The 356-nt window shown below is 69.1% G+C and carries 1 protein-coding gene; it reads right to left on the bottom strand.

Going from position 1 to position 356, the window contains the following annotated elements; all coding sequences use genetic code 11:
* Positions 1-99: 99 nt before the first annotated feature.
* Positions 100-356 (bottom strand): hypothetical protein (locus AB4Y75_RS16735; protein WP_441437003.1); only part of this gene is annotated, 257 nt, incomplete at its 5' end.

Below are 356 nucleotides of genomic sequence, written 5' to 3'. Positions count from 1 at the left end.
GGTTGATCCCGGTCTCGCCGGTCGCGGCGAAATCCAGGGCGGCGGTCAGGGTCGGGAAGTCGGCGAGACGGACGGTCCTGCCGGAAGCGGTGGGCGTATTCATTGCGGATCGCCTTTGCGCTCGTTCAGGGGTTCCGCGCAAGTCTGTTCGCGCGCGGCGGCGCTTTTGTCCTCGCGCTCGGCGGCGGCTTCCGCTGCGAGACGCGACCGGAGGGTGATGAACATGCCGATCGCCATGCAGGTCGAGGCCAGGACCAGGGCCGCGCCGGCGCCGGTCAGGTCGAAGATCTGCAGCAGGGGAACGAGGGCGGCGAAATAGATGGCGATGACGACGATACGCACGCGCAGGGCCGCGC

The sequence above is a fragment of the Arthrobacter sp. RAF14 genome (assembly GCF_052114185.1).
Lineage (GTDB): Bacteria > Actinomycetota > Actinomycetes > Actinomycetales > Micrococcaceae > Arthrobacter_E.
The sequence above is the reverse complement of the archived record's forward strand: the minus strand, read 5'-3'. Positions and strand labels throughout refer to the sequence as shown.